The sequence below is a fragment of the Pseudomonas sp. F8002 genome (assembly GCF_013385495.1).
Taxonomy (GTDB): Bacteria; Pseudomonadota; Gammaproteobacteria; order Pseudomonadales; family Pseudomonadaceae; genus Aquipseudomonas.
The window spans coordinates 313,022-332,332 of the sequence record NZ_JACAPW010000002.1; the positions used below are offsets into that span (position 1 = coordinate 313,022).

Annotated in this window: 19 protein-coding genes; 9 read left to right on the plus strand and 10 right to left on the minus strand. The window is 61.8% G+C overall.

The features are described 5' to 3' along the window. The first annotated feature begins 106 nt into the window (after positions 1–106). Complete coding sequence (locus HX811_RS03795) at positions 107–1,021, plus strand: LysR family transcriptional regulator (RefSeq protein ID WP_003207349.1); 915 nt, start codon at positions 107–109, stop codon at positions 1,019–1,021. Here the strand turns inward: HX811_RS03795 and HX811_RS03800 are convergent. Beyond that, positions 1,006–1,881 carry a LysR family transcriptional regulator gene (locus HX811_RS03800; RefSeq protein ID WP_023658772.1) on the minus strand — a complete coding sequence of 292 codons (876 nt, stop codon included), beginning with the start codon at positions 1,879–1,881 and terminating at the stop codon, positions 1,006–1,008. The genes HX811_RS03795 and HX811_RS03800 overlap by 16 nt on opposite strands. A gap of 93 nt (positions 1,882–1,974) precedes the next feature. Here HX811_RS03800 and HX811_RS03805 point away from each other — a divergent pair, with 93 nt between their 5' ends. Further along, complete coding sequence (locus HX811_RS03805) at positions 1,975–3,000, plus strand: NADP-dependent oxidoreductase (RefSeq protein WP_177044814.1); 1,026 nt, start codon at positions 1,975–1,977, stop codon at positions 2,998–3,000. 4 nt (positions 3,001–3,004) lie between these two features. Here HX811_RS03805 and HX811_RS03810 read toward each other — a convergent pair whose 3' ends face one another. Beyond that, positions 3,005–3,334 (minus strand): DHCW motif cupin fold protein, encoded by a 330-nt coding sequence (locus HX811_RS03810; RefSeq protein ID WP_003207343.1) that lies wholly within the window; start codon positions 3,332–3,334, stop codon positions 3,005–3,007. Positions 3,335–3,475: 141 nt separating this feature from the next. Between HX811_RS03810 and HX811_RS03815 the strand changes: the two genes are divergently transcribed. Next, on the plus strand, positions 3,476–3,964 hold the full coding sequence (locus HX811_RS03815; protein WP_102368849.1) for an HIT family protein: 489 nt from the start codon (positions 3,476–3,478) through the stop codon (positions 3,962–3,964). 165 nt (positions 3,965–4,129) lie between these two features. On the opposite strand, the gene HX811_RS03820 is transcribed toward HX811_RS03815, so the two are convergent. The 6 genes from HX811_RS03820 to HX811_RS03845 form a co-directional block, all read right to left on the minus strand. Then, positions 4,130–4,606, minus strand: a complete 477-nt coding sequence (locus HX811_RS03820; RefSeq protein ID WP_177044815.1) for a GNAT family N-acetyltransferase — start codon at positions 4,604–4,606, stop codon at positions 4,130–4,132. Between the two features lie 17 nt (positions 4,607–4,623). Next, positions 4,624–5,121, minus strand: coding sequence for a GNAT family N-acetyltransferase (locus tag HX811_RS03825; protein WP_256344370.1), 498 nt, complete (start codon positions 5,119–5,121; stop codon positions 4,624–4,626). 27 nt (positions 5,122–5,148) lie between these two features. Then, on the minus strand, positions 5,149–6,639 hold the full coding sequence (locus tag HX811_RS03830; protein ID WP_177044816.1) for an aldehyde dehydrogenase: 1,491 nt from the start codon (positions 6,637–6,639) through the stop codon (positions 5,149–5,151). A 39-nt stretch (positions 6,640–6,678) separates the two neighbouring features. After that, a complete protein-coding gene (locus HX811_RS03835) occupies positions 6,679–8,058 on the minus strand; it encodes an APC family permease (protein WP_177044817.1) in 1,380 nt (459 codons plus the stop codon). A gap of 119 nt (positions 8,059–8,177) precedes the next feature. Then, positions 8,178–9,560, minus strand: coding sequence for an aspartate aminotransferase family protein (locus HX811_RS03840; RefSeq protein ID WP_177044818.1), 1,383 nt, complete (start codon positions 9,558–9,560; stop codon positions 8,178–8,180). 46 nt (positions 9,561–9,606) lie between these two features. Beyond that, entirely contained in the window at positions 9,607–10,404 is a 798-nt protein-coding gene (locus tag HX811_RS03845; protein ID WP_102370257.1) for a helix-turn-helix transcriptional regulator, read from the minus strand. A 195-nt stretch (positions 10,405–10,599) separates the two neighbouring features. Here HX811_RS03845 and HX811_RS03850 point away from each other — a divergent pair, with 195 nt between their 5' ends. Genes HX811_RS03850 through argE form a run of 4 tightly spaced genes read left to right on the plus strand, consistent with a single transcriptional unit; the run spans position 10,600 to position 14,202 of the window. Next, on the plus strand, positions 10,600–11,931 hold the full coding sequence (locus tag HX811_RS03850; RefSeq protein ID WP_371132352.1) for a flavin-containing monooxygenase: 1,332 nt from the start codon (positions 10,600–10,602) through the stop codon (positions 11,929–11,931). Between the two features lie 24 nt (positions 11,932–11,955). Beyond that, entirely contained in the window at positions 11,956–12,366 is a 411-nt protein-coding gene (locus HX811_RS03855) for a RidA family protein (RefSeq protein WP_177044819.1), read from the plus strand. 16 nt (positions 12,367–12,382) lie between these two features. Then, positions 12,383–13,060, plus strand: a complete 678-nt coding sequence (locus HX811_RS03860; protein ID WP_003207324.1) for a DUF1028 domain-containing protein — start codon at positions 12,383–12,385, stop codon at positions 13,058–13,060. Further along, positions 13,057–14,202 (plus strand): acetylornithine deacetylase, encoded by a 1,146-nt coding sequence (gene argE, locus HX811_RS03865; RefSeq protein WP_102606138.1) that lies wholly within the window; start codon positions 13,057–13,059, stop codon positions 14,200–14,202. The genes HX811_RS03860 and argE overlap by 4 nt, the downstream gene beginning before the upstream one ends. 118 nt (positions 14,203–14,320) lie before the next feature. Here the strand turns inward: argE and HX811_RS03870 are convergent, their stop codons facing one another. Beyond that, on the minus strand, positions 14,321–15,232 hold the full coding sequence (locus HX811_RS03870; RefSeq protein ID WP_003210159.1) for a LysR substrate-binding domain-containing protein: 912 nt from the start codon (positions 15,230–15,232) through the stop codon (positions 14,321–14,323). Between the two features lie 251 nt (positions 15,233–15,483). Between HX811_RS03870 and HX811_RS03875 the strand changes: the two genes are divergently transcribed. Next, positions 15,484–16,899 (plus strand): cytosine permease, encoded by a 1,416-nt coding sequence (locus HX811_RS03875; RefSeq protein WP_003210161.1) that lies wholly within the window; start codon positions 15,484–15,486, stop codon positions 16,897–16,899. A 221-nt stretch (positions 16,900–17,120) separates the two neighbouring features. After that, positions 17,121–17,612, plus strand: coding sequence for a GNAT family N-acetyltransferase (locus HX811_RS03880; RefSeq protein ID WP_177044820.1), 492 nt, complete (start codon positions 17,121–17,123; stop codon positions 17,610–17,612). Positions 17,613–17,777: 165 nt separating this feature from the next. On the opposite strand, the gene HX811_RS03885 is transcribed toward HX811_RS03880, so the two are convergent. Beyond that, on the minus strand, positions 17,778–19,217 hold the full coding sequence (locus HX811_RS03885) for an amidase (RefSeq protein ID WP_177044821.1): 1,440 nt from the start codon (positions 19,215–19,217) through the stop codon (positions 17,778–17,780). Between the last annotated feature and the right edge of the window lie 94 nt (positions 19,218–19,311).

Genomic DNA, 19,311 nt, shown 5'->3' on the forward strand with positions numbered 1-19,311 from the left:
GTCTTTTTATTTATTGTTATTGTCGGATCAGGCCACTTTCGGCATATTGGTCGCCAAGGCGCATTCAGGCCACAAATAATAAAGTCTTGTCACGGGATATACCACCATGGAACTTCGCCATTTACGTTATTTCATCATGGTGGCCGAAGAGCGACATTTCACCCGCGCTGCCGCTCGCCTGAACATGCAGCAGCCGCCCCTCAGCCAACAGATTCGTGCCCTCGAACAAGAGCTGGGATTCGACCTGTTCAAGCGCCACCCCAAGGGCGTCGACCTGACTGCCGGCGGACTGGTGTTTCTCGATGAAGCGCGAGTGATCCTCGCCCGCGTCGAGCAAGGTTCACTCAAGGCGGCTCGCGCTGCCCAGGGTATCGAAGGCACGTTGGTCATTGCCTTCACCAGTTCCGCCGCCGCCCACCCGCTGATCCCGCGAATCATCCGCGCCTACCGCGAGCAATACCCGGGCGTGGAGCTCTCGATCAACGAAGGCAGCGCCCGGGAAGTCACCGAAGACACCATCGAAAAACGCATCGACATCGGCATCCTCCGCGCACCGGTGGGCGACCACCAAAGCCTCACGTTCCACCGATTGCTCAACGAAGAAATGCTGCTGACCCTGCCCGTCGGGCATGCGCTGCTCAAGGGTGCCGAGCCAAAAATCACCATGGCCGACCTCAAGGACGAACGCTTCATCCTGGTCCGCCGCCCCGGCGCGCCGGGGATGTACGCCAACCTGATCAAGGCCTGCCAGAACGCCGGCTTCGAGCCGAAGATTGCCTTTGAAGTGGAGCGCATGCTGACCAACGTCAGCCTGGTGGCCGCAGGCGAAGGCATCTCGGTGGTGCCGGCGTCGATGCGCGACGTGCATCGCGAAAGCGTGGTGTACTGCCGGATCAGCGATGCGCGACCCAGGTTGCTGGCACCGATCACCCTGGTGCGGCGCGCGTTCAATCCGTCGACGCCGTTGCAGAATTTCATTGGGCTGGCGCGGGAGTTGGCGGGGGTTTATCGCAAGGGTTGAGTCATCGCGTGAAAACTCTCGGTGAGCAGTTCCACTGCCGCGCGGATGCTGTCGCTTTGCCGTGGAACGGCGTACAGGCCGTAGTTGACACTCAAAATAGGCCCATCGCTTTCAGCCAGGGAAATGATGCGCATGGTCTCCGGCCGAATATTCTCCGCCGGCAGCAAGGCCACACCCAATCCGCCCTCCACCGCTGCGGTGATTACGCCAATGTTCGGGCTGGTCACCGTGACCCGAAAATCCCGCCCGGCGTTCAGCAAGGCATCAAACATCAAGCGCCGCCAGGCACAGGGTTCGGCATACACGATGACATCCAGCGGCAGCGCCGCATCGATTTCTTCATCAATCGCGCACACCCAGTACAGCTCGACGTTCCAGGCGTGCACAGGGTCGGCGTTGAACGATGAGCTGACGCCAATGGCCACGTCCAGCTCGCCGTCATTCCAACGTTCGGCGAGTGCGTCGCCGTGATCAACAACGACCTCCAGGTGTACATGCGGGCAGGCGCGCCGTAGCCGGCCGAGCGCTGCCGGCAACGCCGATACCGCCACGTCTTCCGAGAGCCCGACGCGCACATTGCCCATCACCGTGCGCTCTTTCAGGCGCGCTGCTACCGTCTCGCCCAAGGCCAGAATGCGCGTCGCGTAGGTGAGCAGCAGTTCGCCTTCGGTAGTGGGCACCACGCCCCGACCTGTTCTGCGCAACAGCCGCTGGCCTAGCAACTCCTCAAGCCGGCGGATTTGTGCGCTTAGGGCCGATTGCGCCCTGCCCGCCTGCTGGGCTGCGCCACTCAGGCTGCCGTGCTGGCATACCGAGATAAAGGTTCGTAGCAGATAGGGTTCAAACGCGTCAGATATCATGTTTGGGTTAACCCTGAATCAATAGATATCACCCTACCTCGATAGCTTAAGCATGACTACCCTGCTGGAACGTTATCAACCAGGAAGAGCCTCATGACCCAGCTCCAGAACCAACGCATCGTACTGGCCGCCCGCCCCGACGGGCGCCCGCAACCCAGCGATTTTCGCGTGGAGTACAGCGCGATTCCCGCGCCTGCCGAAGGCGAAGTGTTGCTGGAAAACCTCTATCTGTCCCTCGACCCCTACATGCGCTGGCGCATGAGTGCGGCCAAATCCTATGCCGAGCCAGTGGGCATCGGCGAGGTGATGGTGGGCGGCACGGTCGCGCGGATCAAACATTCACGAAACCCGTTGTGGCAAGAGGGCGACATCGTGCTTGCCTATGCCGGCTGGCAGCGATTTGCGCTCTCGGACGGCCTCGATCTGCGGCTTCTGGATCCGGGCATAGCCCACCCCAGCACAGCGCTGGGAGTTCTTGGAATGCCGGGGTTCACCGCGTACTCGGGGTTGCTCACTATCGGCCAACCCAAGCCCGGTGACACCGTGGTAGTGGCGGCGGCGAGTGGCGCAGTGGGCTCGGTGGTCGGCCAGATCGCCCGCATCAAGGGCGCACGCGCGGTGGGTATCGCGGGTGGGCCGGAGAAATGCGCATTCGTGAAAAATGAACTCGGGTTTGATGCCGTCATCGACCATCGCGCAGCGGATTTTGCCCAGCAGTTGGCCGAAGCCTGCCCCAATGGAATTGACGTTTACTTCGAAAATGTCTCGGGGGCGGTTTGGGATGCCGTGAGGCCGCTGCTCAATGACTTTGCGCGGATACCCGTATGTGGGCTGATCGCCCATTACAACGACCGCTCGGTGCCTGGGCAACAGGTCGACCGACTGCCGGCGACTATGCACGACATCCTCGCCAAGAGCCTCACAGTGCGCGGCTTCATCCAGACCGAGTTTGTTGACGAGCAGCAGGACGACTTCTTGCAGGAAGCCGCGCAGTGGATTGATCAGGGCAAGCTGAAGTGGCGCGAAGACATTGTCGAGGGCCTGGAGCAAGCGCCTGAGGCGTTTATCGGGCTGCTGGAGGGGCGCAACTTCGGCAAGTTGATTGTGCGACTGGCTTGACGCCTCAATCCACCACGAACAACTTCGCCCCGACGGTAGTCGATGACCGATGCCCCTCCATGTCATTGCCCACCTGATAACTCATCCCGGCAGTCAGCGTGAACTGCCGGCCATCCTCCAGCTCGGTGTGCAGCTCACCTTCCAGGCACAGCAGGATATGCCCGCGCCAACACCAGTGATCAGCCAGGTAACCGGCGCTGTATTCGACCATGCGCACACGGGTTGAACCGAACTGGCAAGTGCGCCAATACGCACTGCCGGTTTCGCCGGGATGCATCACCGGCTCGAGGGTCGACCAGTCGGTGGTGCCAAAGGGGATTGCGGTCAGGTCCATGGTTTTCTCGGCATTGAATAGGTATGGATGAACCGTATCTATAAGGTGAATGCCGCGATAGAGACAGATCCGCTGCATTTGCGGGATACAGGGCGATGACTCTTGGTATCCTGCCAAGCCTCTTCGCATGGAAGCCCGTCGATGAAGATCGATCCATCCTTTGTTGTGCATGAGACCGAGCACTGGCTGCTCAATCACCACCTGTCATCCGCACTGCCGGGCTACCTGATGCTGGGTGCCAAGGCGCCGGTTGACTCACTGGCCGAGATGCCCGATGCGGCGCTCGCGGAGCTGGGTGGGTTGCTGGCCAAAACCCAGCGGGTCATGGAGGCTCAGTTGAAGCCCAAGTGGCTTTACATCAGCCGGTTCGGGCATATGCCGGGCTTCCCGCTGCACTTTCATTTCATACCGGTGTATGGATGGGTTGAAGCGCTGTTCTGGCAGGATGAGCGCTATCGGGTGTTGCAGGATTTCGGGACGCAGCAGAAGGCTACCGACGGTGCGGAGCTGACGCTTTTTATCTGGCGGGAGTTTGGTGAGAGCCCTACGCCGCCGGTGGTTCAAGGAGCTTCGGTGAGCGAGGTGATCAGGTGTTTGCGTACGGAGTTCAATACCCAAGACGACACATGACCTGTGGCGAGGGAGCTTGCTCCCGCTGGGCTGCGCAGCAGCCCCAAGAAGGTCAGCGAGTTCTTTCAGTCAGATTGCGCTGGCTTTATTGGGGCCGCTTCGCGACCCAGCGGGAGCAAGCTCCCTCGCCACAGCAAGCCCCCTCGCCACAAGGTTTTGGGTGGGTCAGCGAACATTGTGGAGGTGTTTGCGCATAGGAATACAGGCCAGCTGCAACCCCGACGGCGAATGATAGATGGCCTGCTCGGTCCCCACATACCCACACCGCCGATAAAAATCCGCCGCATTCAACGTCGCGTCCAGGATCACTTCCTCAATCCCCAACTCCCGCGCCAACGCCTCCAGATACACCAATATCTGCTTGCCAATCCCGCGCCCGGTAAACCCGGGCAGCACAAACAGCGCACCGATTTCGTTGTTCGCCAGATCCAGCATGCCGGTGGCCACAGGTTCAGCGTTCACGCAGCCCAGGTAAAAATGCTTGTCCATCAGCGTGTCGTAACCGTCCTTGGCTGCGCCTTGCGTCCACAACATCATCTGCTCGGACGTATAGGCGCCGATGCATTGGCTGCGTATGGCCAACAGGCGAATGTCGAAGGCTGCCTGTGCATCTTCCAGCGTGGCGCGTCGTATCTCGAGCATCTGTCCCTCCATGGACGTCAGGCGTTCTCGTCACCCGGCCGGGTAAACGAATAGCGATCAATATCGGTCCTCAGCTGCCAGCCCTGGCCCTGCCAATAACGGGCAGCGCTGTCGTTGGTCTTGAACACATCCAGGTGGCATTTGCGGATGCCCAATTGCGCCAGGCTGGTGAGGCAGCGCTCAACCAACGCGTTCGCAATACCCTGGCGCCGATACGCGGGCAGCACCAGCAGGTGCTGCAAATACCCGCGCCGGCCATCGTGCCCGCACATCACGCACCCAACCAGCCCCCCGTCGACCTCGGCGACGAAACTCATGCCTGGATTGCGCTCCAGGTAACGCTCAGTGGCCTCGCGGGAGTCGGCATCGCGCAGGGAGATGCCAGGCGTTTTCTGCATCAGTTCGAGCACGGCGTCGTAGTCGGCAGTGCTCATTACGCGAATAGTGACCATGGTGTTCAAAGCCCTCTGGGTTCGCACTGATTTTGCCTGTAGTTGTGCCGGTCGCGCACGCATAAATACACGACCGGATAACCGCATGAGTCAACGCAGCTGAAACCAGGTGGTTTTCAGCTGCGTGTACTTGTCAAAAGCGTGCAGCGACAAATCACGCCCGAACCCGGATTGCTTGCCACCACCGAACGGCACCGCCACATCCAGGGCGTCGATGGTGTTGACCGACACCGTCCCGGCATTCAGGGCACGGGCCACGCGGTGCGCACGGTTGAGGTCATCACTCCAGACCGAGGCCGCCAGGCCGTAGAGGCTGGCGTTGGCCTGCTGTATCGCCTGCTCTTCCGTGTCGAAAGCGCTGACGGCAAGCACTGGGCCGAACACTTCATCGCGGGACAGGGCCATGTCGTGGGTCACACCGGCAAAAATGGTTGGCTGGATAAAGTTGGAGGAGCCGTTGATGCTCAACTGTTCGCCACCGCACAACAGCCTGGCGCCCTCCCCCTGGGCCTGGCTGATGGCGTGCATGATGCGTGCGGTTTGTTCACTGTCGACGATGGCACCGGCTGCACTGCCGGGGTCCAGCGGATCACCCGGCATCCAGGCGCGCGACTTGGCGATCAGGCGCTCGACGAACTCGTCATGGATGGAGCGTTGCACGTAGAGACGGGAGTTGGCCGAACACACTTCGCCCTGGTTGAAAAAGATGCCGAAGGCGGCCTTCTGCGCCGCAAGGTTTAGGTCCTGGCAGTCCTCAAACACCAGGTTCGGGCTCTTGCCGCCACACTCCAGCCACACCTGTTTCAGGTTGGACTGGGCGGAATACTGCATGAAGTATTTGCCCACCTGAGTGGAGCCGGTGAACACCAGGCAATCCACGTCGGGGTGCAGCCCCAGGGCCTTGCCGGCACTGTCGCCGAGGCCGGGCACTACATTCAACACACCTTCCGGGACACCGGCTTCCAGGGCAAGCTGGGCCAGGCGCAGGGCAGAAAACGGCGACTGCTCGGCAGGTTTCAAGACCACGCTGTTACCGGCCGCCAACGCCGGCGCGAGTTTCCAGGCGGCCATGTCGAGCGGGAAGTTCCACGGCACTACCGCCGCGATCACCCCCAGTGCTTCACGCGTGATGGTTGCCAACGCGTTGTGAGCGGTGGGCGCGACTTGATCGTAGAGTTTGTCGAGGGCTTCGCCGTACCAGGCAAACACATTGGCGGCGCCGGGCACGTCAACGTTGTAGGCGTCCATCACCGGCTTGCCCATGTTCAGCGAATCGAGCAGCGCCAGTTCCTCGCGGTGGGTCATCAGTAATTCGGCGAGCCTGATCAAAATTTTCTTGCGCTCCACCGGCGGCATCCGTCGCCAGGGGCCGGTCTCGAAGGCCTGGCGTGCGCTGCGCACGGCCAGGTCGACTTCTGCGTCACCGCAGGCTGCAACCCGCGACAGCAACTGCTGGGTCGCAGGATTAATGGCGTCGAAGGTCGCCCCGGATGCCGCATTCACTGAGCGGCCACCGATCAGGGCGGTGTTGATGAACGTCTGGCGGGCAACACGCTGTTGCCAGTAGTTAAGGTCGAACACGTTGTACTCCCAATGAATGGCGATGGATAAACGAGGGGTTCACTCGGCGATCTGCAGTTCCGGCATCTTCACGCGCAGCCCCCGCGTGATGCCCAGCAGGCACAGGAGCCCAAGCCCCATCCAGCACAGGCCGATGGTGAACGACAGGCTGGAAAGGCTGCTCCATAGCCAGATCGTGCTGAGGAACCCCAGCGCCGGCACAACCGCGTACAGCAAGTAGTTCCTGGTGCCGCGCAACTTCTGGTCGACCAGGTAGTGCTTGATCACCGCCAGGTTCACCGCCGAGAACGCAAACAGCGCACCGAAGCTGATCATGTTGGCGACGGTATCCAGCGTGATGAACAAGGCAATCAGCGAGAACAGGCTGACCAGCACGATGGCCGTGGCGGGCACGCGCTTTTTCGTCACCAGCTTGCCGAGCACGCGGGGCAGCGCGCCGTCACGCCCCATGGCGAACAGCACCCGCGACACACTGGCCTGGGAGACCATCGCCGAGGCGAAGCAACCGGCGACATAGGTTGCGGTAAAGGCGGTCACCAGCAGTTCGCCGCCCACCCGGCGCATCACATCCACCGAGGCGGCATCCGGGTCGACGAAGCTGTTCCATTGCGGGAACACCATTTGCGCGAAATACGAAACCAGCAGGAACAGCAGGCCGCCGAACAGCGACACCACCATGATCGCCAACGGGATGGTGCGGCGTGGGTTGGGGGTTTCCTCGGCCATGGTCGACACCGCATCGAAGCCAAGAAACGACAGGCACAGCACCGCGGCGCCCGCCATGATCAGCGGCGCGCTGAAGCCTTCATGGTGGAATGGCGCCAGCAGCGACACGGGTGCGGACTGCTCGCTCAGGGTGTGCACCGACAACGCCACGAACACCACGATGAACACCAACTGAGCGACGATGAGTATCCAGTTGACCCGGGTGATGGACTCGATGCCCACCAGGTTCAGCGTGGTCACCAGGGCAATCGAGCCGAGCACCCACACGGCGGTCGGCACCCCGGGAAAATACTCGGACATGTAGATGCCGATCAGCAAATAGCTGAGCAACGGCAGGAAGATGTAGTCCAGCAACAGGGTCCACCCGGCGATGAAGCCGAAGTAAGCGCCAAACGCCTTGCGGGTGTAGGAGTAGACCGAGCCCGAATAGGGATGCGCCTGGACCATGCGCCCATAGCTGTAGGCCGTCAGCAGCATGGCGGCGAGAGTCAGCATGTAGGCGGTCGGCAAGTGGCCCTTGGTCATTTGGGTCACCAGCCCGTAGGTGGTAAACACCGACAGCGGCACCATGTACGCCAGGCCGAACAACACCAGCCCGATAAGACCCAGCGGCTGACGGAAGCGGCGGGACGAGGCGGCTTTGGGTGAGGATTGATGAGCGGGTGTATCGGTCACGTTTGTTATTGTATTCATGGGTGACTCCTGGAAATGGGGATGCATGGCGTCGCGGCATTCGATGGCATCGATGCCGTTCAGCGTTGCCTGATGGAGGTTGCGCACCACCCCTCGCCTGGGGTGGCGCGCTGGTCACTTCAGAGTTTTCCCGCGATCCGTGCGGTGCGATCCACGGCGATGCGGGTCTTTTCAACCAGCTCGTCCAGCTCAGTGCGCGTGGCCACCAGTGCCGGCGCCATGATCATGCGGCCCAGCGTCGAGCGAATGATTACGCCCTCTTCGAAACCAAACGTGCGGCACCGCCAGGCCAGGTCGTTTTCGTTCTCGAAGCGCTTGCGGGTGCTCTTGTCTTCGGCGAACTGCAAGGCCGCGAGCAGGCCCGTGCCCTGGATCTCGCCGATCATCGGGTGATTGCCAAACACTTCATGGAGGATTTTTTGCAGGTACGGTCCGGTGTCGTTCTTCACCAGGCGCACGATGCCTTCGTCCCGCAGCGCCTTGAGGTTGGCCAGCGCCACCGCCGCCGCCACGGGGTGCCCGGAATAGGTCAGCCCGTGGGCAAACACGCCGCCGCGCTCCACCAGCGCATCGGCCACGCGCTTGCTCAGCACCAGGCCACCCATCGGCAGGTAACCGGAGGTCAAGCCCTTGGCGATGGACAGGGTGTCGGGCTCGAAACCGAAGTGTTGATGGGCGAACCATTCGCCGGTACGGCCAAAGCCACCAATCACCTCATCGGCACACAGCAGCACATCGTATTGCCGGCAAATGCGCTGGATCTCGGGCCAGTAGCTTTCCGGCGGGAAGATCATGCCGCCCGCGCCCTGGAACGGCTCGGCGATAAACCCGGCGACGTTTTCAGCGCCCAGCTCGAGGATTTTCTCTTCCAGCTGCAAGGCGCAGCGGCGGCCGAACTCGGCAGGCGTCAGCTCGCCGCCATGGGCGTACCAGTAGGGTTCGTCAATGTGTGCCACGTCGGGAATCAGGCCGCCCATCTCGTGCATGAACTTCATGCCGCCCAGGGCAGACGCCGCCAGCGTGGAGCCGTGATAACCATTCCAGCGCCCGATCATGATTTTTTTCTGCGGTTGGCCGACCACTTGCCAGTAACGGCGCACGGTACGGATCAATACTTCGTTGGCCTCGGAGCCGGAGTTGGTGTAGATCACGTGGCTGTAGTGGCCCGGCAACAGGCTGAAGAGCAACTCCGACAGCTCGATCACCGCCGGGTGGGTGGTGTGAAAGAACATGTTGTAGTACGCCAACTGGTCCATCTGGGCGGCAGCGGCAGCGGTCAAGTCCCTGCGACCGTAACCCAGCTGGGTGCACCACAGGCCCGACATGCCGTCCAGGTAACGCTTGCCTTCGCTGTCCCACAGGTAAAGGCCCTCACCGCGCACCATCACCCGCGGGCCTTCGGCATTCAGCGCTTTTTGATCGACAAATGCATGGATGTGGTGGGCCGCATCCGACTTCTGGTAGTCCTCGGTCAGGCGGTTCAGTTGGGCGGGTACGTTCATGGTATTTCTCTCTTATTAGTAGTGACGCAAGGGCGAGCAACGCCGCTCAGCGGTGCTTGCTCATGTAGCTTTCAAGGGGGTCTTTGCTCAGGACGCCCTGGGCTTCGGCCAGCGAATCGATAAACAGGGCAAACAGTTCCGATTGCGCGCCGATATCGAGCTTGGTGTAGATGTGTTTGCGGTGGGACTTGATGGTGTCTTCCGAGACGTCGAGGCGTTCGGCCAGCGAACGGGTGGAATGCCCGCGCAGGATCAGTTGGGCGATCCGGCATTCCCGCTCGGTCAATATCGACGAGCCGAAGTTGTTCAGCGCCGAGTGAATGCGCTGCTCCAGCAGGTTTTCGAATCGCGCCCCCTGGGCATCCAGGCCAACGAAATGCTTGCCCAGCACCGCCAGCACCCACGGCGCGATGCGTTTGAATTGCCCGGTGGTGGTGGCGTCGAGCTTTTGCGTAAAGGCCAGCGACACCGCCAGGCTCGAGCCGTTGCTCGACTGCAGGATGTAGTTCAGCTCATCCTCCAGATGCGAGTGGCGGTAAAACGACTGGAAGTATTCGCTGAGCTCGAAGTGATCGGGGGCGACCTCGGCCAGCTCGTAACACCCGGAGCTGACGCCCTCCACACAGGCCCCGTAAAACGGGTCGAGCAGATAAAACCCCGACAGGTACTGGCGCACATTGCCTTGTGGCAACCATGGCCCGTCCAGCTCGAACAGCGCACTGGGCATGCCGCCGCGCGGGTAGAAATACAGCGTGGTGGCCTGGATCGGCTGGAGATAACCGAGAGCCTCGAACAAGGTCGCGGCGAACCCCGATTGCCCGATGCTATCGGTCACCCGGGCCATCTGTTCGAACCATTGCGCAGAAGAAAGCCGGTCGTTTTCCACTTCAAACACTCGCTGAAAGAACTGCAAGGATGGTTGCACACCCGCTCCATCCTCGAAATCACCCGATAGGGTGAGCCTGCATCCGATATTTATGCTCACTTCCCAGCTTAATAATATTTTATTAAAAACCGCCCTCCCCCTAGCCTTGAAGCCATGCCCAAGCTGAATCCAACTGCATTACGCAAGGACAGACACATGACTCAAGCAATAACAAAAACAGACACGCTGGTGGTGGGAGCCGGTCAGGCTGGCGTCGCCATGAGCGAGCACCTGAGCAAGCAAGGCGTGCCGCACCTGGTGCTGGAGCGCAGCCGTATCGCCGAGCGCTGGCGCACCGGCCGCTGGGACTCGCTGGTCGCCAACGGCCCGGCCTGGCATGACCGTTTTCCGGGCCTGGCCTTCGATAACGTCGCCCCCGATGGCTTTGCGCCGAAAGAGCGTGTGGCGGACTACTTCGAAGCCTATGCACGCAAGTTCAATGCACCGATTCGTACCGGCGTCGACGTGACCTCGGTGGTGCGCAATATCGGTCGCCCCGGCTTCACCATCCACACCAGCGAGGGCGTGATCGAAGCCAACCGCGTGGTGGCGGCCACCGGGCCGTTCCAGAAGCCGGTGATTCCGGCGATTGCCCCTCAAGACAGCGCGCTGCACCAGATCCACTCCGCCGACTACCGCAACCCCGCGCAACTGCCGGCCGGCGCGGTGCTGGTGGTGGGGGCGGGTTCCTCCGGGGTGCAGATCGCCGACGAACTGCAACGCTCCGGGCGCCAGGTGTACCTGTCGGTGGGTGCTCACGACCGCCCACCGCGTGCCTATCGCAACCGCGATTTCTGCTGGTGGCTGGGCGTGTTGGGTGAGTGGGACCAGGCCGCGATGAAACCCGGCCGCGAGCACGTGACCATTGCGGTGAGCGGCGCCCACGGCGGCAAGACCATCGACTTCCGCGAGCTGGCCCAACAAGGCATGACCCTGGTCGGCCTGACCCAATCCTTCAACGGCAGCGTTGCGAGCTTCCAGCCCAACCTGGTGGAAAACCTGGCCCGCGGCGATGAGAACTACCTGGCCCTGCTGGATGCGGCGGATGCCTATATCGAGCGTAACGGCCTCGACCTGCCGCCAGAGCCCGAAGCGCGTCGCGTATTCCCCGATGCCGAGTGCATCAAGCACCCGATCCTGGAACTGGACCTGGCCAAGGCCGGTATCACTTCAATCATCTGGGCAACCGGGTTTGCCGTGGATTACAGCTGGCTGAAGGTCGATGCATTTGACGCCGCCGGCAAGCCGCAGCACCAGCGCGGCGTAGCCAGCGAGTCGGGCATCTACTTCCTCGGTTTGCCATGGCAGTCGCGCCGGGGCTCGTCGTTTATCTGGGGCGTGTGGCATGACGCCAAGTACGTGGCCGACCATATCGCCATCCAGCGTCAATACCTTGAGTACCGCGAACCCACACCGGTTGTTCACACCTCACCTGTCAGCGCCTGATCACTTTTTTCTGGAGTTTTTTTGATGCCTACTCACACTCGCATCCGCATGTTCAACACCAAGGAAACCTACCCTAACCAGAGCCTGGACAATGACCTGTGCCAGGCCGTACGCGCCGGCAACACGGTGTATGTACGGGGCCAGGTGGGCACCGATTTCGACGGCAACCTGATGGGCCTTGGCGACCCGCGCGCGCAAGCCGAACAGGCAATGAAAAACGTCAAGCAACTGCTGGAAGAGGCCGGCAGCGACCTGAGCCACATCGTCAAGACCACCACCTACCTGATCGATCCGCGCTACCGCGAGCCGGTGTACCAGGAAGTCGGCAAGTGGCTCAAGGGCGTGTTCCCGATCTCCACCGGGTTGGTGGTTTCGGCCCTGGGCCAGCCACAGTGGCTGATGGAAATCGACGTGATTGCAGTCATTCCCGAGTAACCCAAGGAGGCACGACATGACCTTTTCAATCGTCGCCCGCTGCGCGGAAACCGGCCAGATGGGCATTGCCATCAGCTCATCGAGCATCGCCGTGGGCGCCCGCTGCCCATGGCTGCGGCCCGGCGTGGGTGCGGTCTCGACCCAGAACATCACCCTGCCCGCCCTGGGCCCGGACGTACTCGATCTATTGGAGCAAGGCCTTGCCCCTGCCGATGCCGTAGACAAGGCCCTGACCCGCAACGGCTACAGCCAATACCGGCAACTGACGGCGATTGATCACCTCGGGCGCACGGTGCATTTCAGCGGCAACGAAACCCTTGGCACCCACAATGCGGTGTCGGGCGAACAGTGCGTGGCCGCCGGCAATATGCTCGCCGACCGCGCGGTGATCGAGGCGATGGTCAAGGCCTTCGAGCAAGGCGAAGGCCAACTGGCAGACCGCCTGCTGGCCGCGATGCATGCGGCCATTGCCGCCGGGGGCGAAGCCGGGCCGGTGCATTCCGCCGCGCTGGTGGTGGTGGGCGAGCTGACCTGGCCGATCATCAACCTGCGGGTGGATTGGGCCGACGAGCAGCCGATCGCCGAGCTGCAAAAGCTCTGGGACGCCTACCGTCCACAGGTGCAGGACTACATCGACCGCGCCCTCGCCCCGGACCGCTCCCCTGGCTACGGCGTGGCCGGAGACGACCGATGAGCACCAGCCGCGAACTGCTGCAGGCGCTGGTGGGGTTTGATACCACCAGCCGCGAATCCAACCTGAAGCTGATCGAGTTCGTGCGCGATTACCTGGCAGGGTTCGGCGTGCCTTGCGAGTTGATCTACAACGATGAGCGCAGCAAGGCCAATCTGTTCGCCACCCTCGGCCCGGCGAATGTGCCCGGGATTGTGCTGTCGGGGCACACCGATGTGGTGCCGGTGGATGGCCAGCCGTGGACGTTGCCGCCGTTTGAGTTGACCGAACGCGACGGCAAGCTGTTTGGCCGGGGCACGGCGGACATGAAGGGCTACATCGCCTGTGTACTGGCGCTGGTGCCGGCCTTGGCAAGCGCAGACTTGCGCATGCCGGTGCACATCGCCCTGTCCTACGACGAGGAAGTCGGCTGCCTTGGGGTGCGTTCGTTGCTCAAGGTGCTGGAACAATGGCCGGTGAAACCACTGCTGTGCATTATCGGCGAGCCCACCGAGTTGAAGCCGGTGCTGGGCCATAAAGGCAAGCTCGCCATGCGCTGTGAAGTGCATGGCGAGGCCTGCCATTCGGCGTATGCGCCCCAGGGCGTGAATGCGATCGAGTATGCGGCCGAGTTGATTGGTGAGCTGGGGCGAATCGGCCAGCGCCTCAAGGTGCATCAGGACGAGCGCTTTGACCCGCCGTTCAGCACCGTGCAAACCGGGGTGATCTCCGGGGGCAAGGCGTTGAATATCGTGCCTGCCGATTGCCGTTTTGACTTTGAAGTGCGCGCCCTGCCCTCGATGGACCCGGGTGAAGTGGCCGAGGAGCTGCAAGCCTATGCGATGCAGCAGGTGTTGCCGCGGATGCAGGCGGTGAGCCGGCAGAGTGCGATTCGCTTCAGTGAGTTGTCGGCGTACCCGGGGCTGGCCACCGACCAGCGCAGCCAGGCGGCGGAGCTGATTGCGGCGTTTTGCGGCTCGCGGGAATTTGGCACCGTGGCGTTCGGGACCGAGGGTGGGTTGTTTGATGCGGCGGGCATTCCGACGGTGGTGTGCGGGCCTGGGAGCATGGACCAGGGGCATAAGCCGGATGAGTTTGTGAGTGTTGCGCAACTGAAGGCTTGCGATGCCATGTTGTTGCGCATGCTCGACTCGATTCGCGCCTGAAACGCGGGCCAAATGTGGGAGCGGGCTTGCTCGCGAATGCGGTGTGACAGTCACCCGATGTATTGACTGATCCACCGCATTCGCGAGCAAGCCCGCTCCCACATTTTTAGTTCTGTGTCTAACCTAACAACCGCGCCAGCTCTTCCCGGCAATACTCCACAAACAACTGCACCGGCTTGGTCAACGGCGCCCGCCGCAACCACACCGCCGACAACCCCGACCCCGTCACCGTCTCCGCCAATGGCACGCACACCAGTTTCTGCCCGTCATAGGAATACGGCGAAAACGGCTTGGTCACCAGGATCGAAAACCCGAACCCGCGCCCCACCATCCCGCGCACCATCTCGATCGACGGCGAACTGAAGACAATATTCGGCGTCAGCCCACGCTCTTCAAAGATGCTCACGAAGTACGTCCGGCTCGGCAGCACATCCAGCAAAATCATCGGTTCCAGCACCAAGTCCGCCAACGACACCTTGGCCTGCTGCGCAAACCGGTGATCCGCCGGCAGCAACGCATAGGGTTGCTGCGGCGGCATCAGCGGCGTGGTCTCGATGGCGCTGCCCAGGTCATGCTCAAACAGCATCGCCACATCGATACTGCCGGCCGTCAGCGCCTGCACCAGTTCCTGTTGTTCGCCATCGCGCAGACGGATTTCCACCCCCGGCCAACGCTCCCGGAAACCGGCAATCAAGCGCGGCAAATACAGCGGTGCCACGGTTTCGAAGCAACCGATATCGATCTGCCCCGCCACCACGTCATTGTCTGCCAGGGCGTTCTGCTCAAACTCATGGGCCACCCGCAGCAGCTCCAGGGCCTTGCGATAGAACCGCGCACCGCTCGGCGTCAGCGACACCCCTTGAGCGTGATGGCGGATAAACAGCTGCACGCCGAAGCTGTCTTCCAGTTGCTTGATGGCCGTCGACACCGACGGTTGCGCGATATAGAGCTTGCGCGAGGCCTCTGCCACGCTGCCGCACTCGGCCGTGGTTACAAAATATCTGAGCTGGCGCAGGTTATAGGCAGCCATCGGGACCTCCATAAACGTGGGATTTCGCCCCAAACAAGTGCGTGAAAATCGGCTTTTTCACACTGATTCAAGTGCATGCAACATACCGGAGCAAAAAACCCCGCGAGATATTATTTTTAAGGTCTATAGCAACAAACTTACTAATTTACCTCCCTGTGACCATTGCACATGATCACTCCAACAACAAAAGCGACGCACACGCGCCGCCCAGCGAAGTACGTCAACGTACTCACCTTGCCTTGGAGCTCGTCATGGTTACCACTGCAACATCCTCCGCCCCGCTTATCGAAAAACACACGATTGGATACGTGCCCCCGGAAGATCGCCACGGAAAGGTAAGAGACCTGTTCACCCTGTGGTTCGGCGGCAACATCGCGCCGTTGCCCATCGTCACCGGCGCGCTGGCCGTGCAACTGTTCGGCCTTAACCTGGTGTGGGGCATCATCGCCATCCTCGTCGGCCACCTCGTCGGCGGCGTGCTGATGGCGCTGCACTCGGCCCAGGGCCCGCAGATGGGCATCCCGCAAATGATCCAGAGCCGCGCCCAGTTCGGCTCCCTCGGCGCACTGCTGGTGGTGGTGATCGCCGGCGTGATGTACATCGGCTTCTTCGCCTCCAACATCGTATTGGCGGGCAAATCCCTGCACGGCGTCGTCGACGCGATCCCGGTACCGGTAGGCATCGTCATCGGCGCCATCGGCTCGGGGATCATCGGCATCATCGGCTACCGCTTCATCCACGTCCTCAACCGCATCGGCACCTGGGTGCTGGGCGCGGGCATCGTGCTGGGGTTCGGCTACATCTTCACCCATGTGCAGACGGCCGACTTCCTGACACGCGGTAACTTCAACATCTCCGGCTGGCTGGCCACCGTGTCGCTGGCCGCGCTGTGGCAGATCGCGTTTGCGCCGTATGTGTCTGACTACTCCCGCTACCTGCCGGCGGATGTGCCGGTGGCGTCGACCTTCTGGACCACCTATTTGGGCACCGTGCTCGGTTCCAGCCTGTCGTTCATCTTTGGTGCGGTTGCGGTACTGGCAACGCCGGTGGGCATGGACACCATGGACGCGGTCAAACTGGCGACCGGCTCCATTGGCCCGCTGATGCTGTTGCTGTTCCTGCTTAGTGTGATCAGCCACAACGCACTTAACCTGTACGGCGCCGTGCTGTCATTGATCACCCTGGTACAGACCTTTGCCTACCGCTGGATCCCTACCGCCAAGGCGCGTGCCGTGATCTCGGTGCTGGTGCTGGCGGCGTGCTCGATTGCAGCGGTGTTTGCGTCGAAGGATTTTATCGGGCACTTCGTGGACATGGTGCTGGTGCTGCTGGTGGTACTGGTGCCGTGGACGGCGATCAACCTGATCGACTTCTATGCGATCCATAAGGGCAAGTACGACATCGGTTCGATCTTTCGGGTGGATGGCGGGATTTATGGCCGGTACAACCCCCAGGCGCTGGTGGCGTATGCGGTGGGGATTGTGGTGCAGATTCCGTTTATGAATACGCCGCTGTATGTCGGGCCGATTTCGGCGCATATCAACGGGGCGGATTTGTCCTGGTTGGTGGGGTTGGTGGTGACGTCGCCGTTGTATTTCTGGTTGGCGAGTCGGGACAGTGCGTATAAGCGGCGGTTGGAGGGGGGGAAGTTGGTGGGTGGGGTTTAATAGAGCCTGGCTCAGTTACGAGAAAACCCGCATTTGCGGGTTTTCCAGTTATCCGGCTTGGCGAATATTGATGGTTCCAGGAAGGCCGCCATCGCGGCCTCGCTAAAGCTCGACGGCTCCCACAGGGGGTCGGTGGTGTGAGTGGGTTTTGTGTTCGGCGGTGCTGTCGGGGTGTTCTTTCTTTATCATGGGGGCCGTCGTTCAACTTCTCCGGTAACCCAATGCCCGCCCTCACCTTCCGTAACGCCAACCCCGCCGACGCCAACCGTTGCTACGAAATCGAAATCACCGCCTACGAAGGCGACGAAGCCGCGACCCTGGAAAAGATCGCCACGCGCATTGCGCTGTACCCGCAAGGCTTTCTGATCCTGGAGGCGGATGGTGTTGTGGTCGGTTTCATCAACTGCGGTTGCGCCGATGAAGTGGTGATGTCGGATGAGGCCTTCAAGGAGTTGGTCGGGCATTCAGCCGATGCGCCGAATGTGGTGATCATGTCGGTGGTGGTGGATCCCGCCCAGCAAGGCAAGGGCTACTCCACGCGCTTGATGACGGAGTTCCTGCAGCGCATGCAGGCGATGGGCAAGAAGACCATTCACCTGATGTGCAAGGACCGCCATGTGGAGCTGTATAAGCGCATGGGCTATCGCTATGTGCAGCCGTCGGCGTCGGACCACGGCGGGATGGCGTGGCATGAGATGGTGATGGATATCTAGCCATCGCACTCCCCCCTGTGGCGAGGGAGCTTGCTCCCGTTGGGGTGCGAAGCGCCCCTGATTCAGTGGATGCGGTTTTTCAGAGACCTGGTGACTGGTTTTGGGGCTGCTGCACAGCCCAGCGGGAGCAAGCTCCCTCGCCACAGGGAAAGCATTTGCCTTGGGTTACAGGTTTCCCCCGGCCCACACGTGCGGGCGACGTGCAGCCCAAGGCGTTGCCCGTTCCAGCTGCGTCGCCAGGCCAAGCAACATGCCCTCCTGGCCAAACGCGCCCATGAACTGCATGCCGATCGGCAGCCCGCTCCGGGAATCATGACCCAGCGGCACCGACATCGCCGGCGCGCCAATGACGTTGGCCAGCGCGGTAAACGGCGAATGCGCAAACACTCGATTCATCCACCCTCGCCCGTCCAGTTGCGCCTGGCCCTGGTTGTAGTCGCCGATCATCGGCGCCAGCCCGGGCAGTGTGGGCGACAGCAGCACGTCATATCGCTGGAACAGGTCACCCATGTGGCGCGCGACGATGTTGCGTTCCCACAGGGCACCCAACAGGTCTGTCGCTTGCAGTGACTTGCCCAGGCGATACAACGCCAGTGTCGCCGGTTCCAGGTATTCAGCACTGATCGAACGACCCGTCGCGCCGGCAACTGCATCTATCCAGGCTGCCGTGTTCGACGACCAGAAACGCGCATTGAGTTCGACAAACGCTTCCCAACTCACGCCAATGTCCGGCTGGATTTCTTCAACCTGATGACCCAGTGCTTCCAGTTGTTTGGCGCTATTGAACAGCGCCTGTTCCACCGCCGGATGCAGCTTCTGCCCGTTTAAAGGCAGGCTCTGGAGGGCAATGCGCAACGAACCGGGCGCCCGTTGGGCAAGCGCCGAAAAGCTGCTTTCTGGCGGTGCTATGTGAAACGGATCTCCAGGCGCGCCGCCATGGATCGCGTCGAGCATGCCAGCGCTGTCGCGTACCGAACGGGTCAATACCCCGTGCACTGCCAAACCACTCCAGACTTCGTCGACGTCCGGCCCCATGGGCACGCGACCACGGCTCGGCTTGAGCCCGAACAGGCCGCACATGGACGCGGGTACGCGGATTGAGCCGCCGCCATCGGTCGCATGCGCCACCGGTACCAACCCCGCCGCCACCGCCGCTGCCGAGCCGCCGCTGGAACCACCGGCGCTGCGCTGCACGTCCCACGGGTTGCGGGTGGGGCCTGAAAAGCGGCTTTCGGTGGTGGTGCTGGCGGCGAATTCGGGGGTGGTGGTGCGGCCCAGCGGCATAAGGCCGGCGCGGCGCAGACGGGTCATCAGTTCCGAGTCGGCATCGGCGGTGCAGCCCTGCGCGAGCGCGCTGCCGAGTTCATTGCGTCGGCCTGCGGCGCTGACGCCCAGGTCTTTGAGCAGCAGCGGCACGCCATGGAACGGGCCTTGGGCCGCAACCGGTTCATCGTCCCAGGCTCCCACCAAGGCGTTGATCTGCGGGTTGACGGCTAAGATGGCTTGCAGGGCCACCGCGCGCACCTCGTCGACACTGACAGCGTGGGTGTGGATCAGGCGTGCCAGGCCGGTAGCATCCTGATCGGCATATTCAGACAGGTACATGAAACCCTCCAAACGGGTATGATGAATACTCTTCGGTATCGGACGATACTGATAAGTATCATGCGATACTCAATGGTATCGCTGTCAAGTGGAG